Source organism: Caballeronia sp. M23-90 (assembly GCF_053574605.1).
On the sequence record NZ_JBSIPA010000703.1, the window covers coordinates 1 to 2,230 of the forward strand.

General features: G+C 64.4%; 2 protein-coding genes. Both read right to left on the reverse strand.

From position 1 onward, the window contains the following. Positions 1-1,919: heme lyase CcmF/NrfE family subunit (locus ACRXB1_RS34885; RefSeq protein WP_449494634.1), on the reverse strand; the 1,919-nt coding region annotated here is incomplete at its 3' end. Then, a partial coding sequence (locus ACRXB1_RS34890; RefSeq protein WP_449494635.1) for a cytochrome c maturation protein CcmE occupies positions 1,916-2,230 on the reverse strand: 315 nt, incomplete at its 5' end. The genes ACRXB1_RS34885 and ACRXB1_RS34890, both read right to left, overlap by 4 nt.

The window sequence follows — 2,230 nt, forward strand, 5'->3', positions numbered from 1 at the left end:
TGCCGGTCACTCGCCGCGAGCAAGCCGCCGAGCGCCATCAGGAGGCAGCCCGCCCAGATCCAGTCCACGAACGGTTTGACCTGTACGCGTAACGTCCACGCAGTCGGGCTGTCGGCGGCGGCATCGCCGAGTGCGACATAGAGATCGCGCAAGGGCGCACGGTCGACGGCGGCTTCGGTCATGGTCGTCTTCTGGATCACGAAGAAGCGTTTCTCCGGATGCATGACAGCGACGACCGCTCCATCCCGGCTCACCACGACCGTGGCCCGCAACGCACGATAGTTCGGACCATTGACCGCCTTGGTGCCATCGAAGCGAAACGTATAACCGCCGGCGCTGATCGACTGGCCAACATCGAGTCGGCCATCGCCGGCGCTTTCATAAGCTTTGACGAGCGTCACGCCCGCGATAAAAACGCCCACGCCCAGATGCGCGGCGAGCATGCCGTAAAAGCCGCGCGGCATGCGGATGAACCGCATGAAAAACGCTCCGCGCTGTTCAGCGATGCCCACGACAAGCGCGGTCAGCGTCGCTGTTGCGCACCACACGGCAAGCCCGATTCCCAATGCGACCAGCGGTCTCCACCCGCCGGTGAGCAACGGCACCGCCACCGCTGACGCCACGCTCACCAGTGCCGCCCAGCAAAGCCGGACGGCGATATGCGGCAGGCGTGCGGATTTCCATCGAGCGATGGGGCCGATGCCCATCAGGAAAACGGCGGGCGTCATGAGGGGCACGAAAACGGCGTCGAAATACGGCGCACCGACGGATATCTTGCCGAGCCCGAGCACATCGAGCGCAAGCGGATACAACGTGCCTAGCAGCACGGAAGCGGCCGCCACCATCAGCACGACATTGTTCGACAACAGCAAGGACTCCCGCGATACCAGCGCGAAGCCCGCGCCCAAACCGATCTTCGGCGCGCGCCACGCGAACAGCAGCAACGCGCCGCCGGTCACTATCGAGAGGAACACGAGAATGAAGAGTCCGCGCGTGGGATCGGTCGCGAAGGCGTGGACCGATGTAATCACGCCCGAACGCACGAGGAACGTGCCGAGCAAACTCAGCGAAAACGCGCAGATGGCGAGCAGCACGGTCCATGCGCGAAAGCTGCCGCGTTTGTCGGTGACGGCGAGCGAGTGCATCAGCGCCGTGCCTGCGAGCCACGGCATGAACGACGCGTTCTCCACGGGGTCCCAGAACCACCAGCCGCCCCAGCCGAGTTCGTAATACGCCCAGGCGCTGCCGAGCATGATGCCGAGCGTGAGGAAGGTCCACGCGGCAGTGGTCCACGGGCGAGACCAGCGCGCCCAGGTGGCATCGAGTTCGCCTGACAGCAAGGCCGATACGGCGAACGAAAACGCTACCGCGAAACCTACGTAGCCCATGTACAGGATCGGCGGATGCGAGACCATGCCGGGGTCTTGCAACAACGGGTTAAGGTCGCGGCCGTCCATGGCGGGGGGCAAAAGACGGATGAACGGATTCGATGTCCACAGCATGAACGCCACGAACCCTGCGTTGATCCAGCTCATGACGCCGAGCACGCGCGCAACCATCGGCACGGGAAGCTGTCTGCTGAAGATGGAGACAGCGGTCATCCAGAACGTCAACAGCAACGTCCAGAGCAGCAACGAGCCTTCATGTCCGCCCCAGACGGCGGCGAAACGATACGCGAGCGGCAGCATGGAGTTGGAATTCGACGCGACATACGCGACCGAAAAATCATCGTTGACAAACGATACCGCCAGGCACGCGAACGCCATCGCGACGAATGCACTCTGTCCCCGTGCCAGCGGCCACGCGCTGCGCATCCAGCCGGGAATGCCGCGCGCCGCGCCGATCAGCGGCAGCACGCCGCACGTCATCGCGAGCAGCAGTGCGACGATCAGCGCGAACTGGCCGAGTTCGGGGATCATCGAAGGGCTCCTGTCTTGTCCGATATCTTCATGGCAGGGCGGGCGCGCCTGACGGCCTCGACGGCTTCGGGCGGCATGTAGTTTTCATCGTGCTTGGCGAGGATCTGGTCCGCCACGAACACACCCTCCGGCGACAAACGCCCTTGCGCGACCACGCCTTTGCCCTCACGAAACAGGTCAGGCAGCACGCCGCGATACTCGACGGGAATCTCGCGGGCGGTATCGGTGATCGTGAAACGCACGTTCAGACCGCTCGCATCGCGCTCGACCGACCCGTGCTCGACAAGACCGCCCACGCGCAGCCGCGCCGA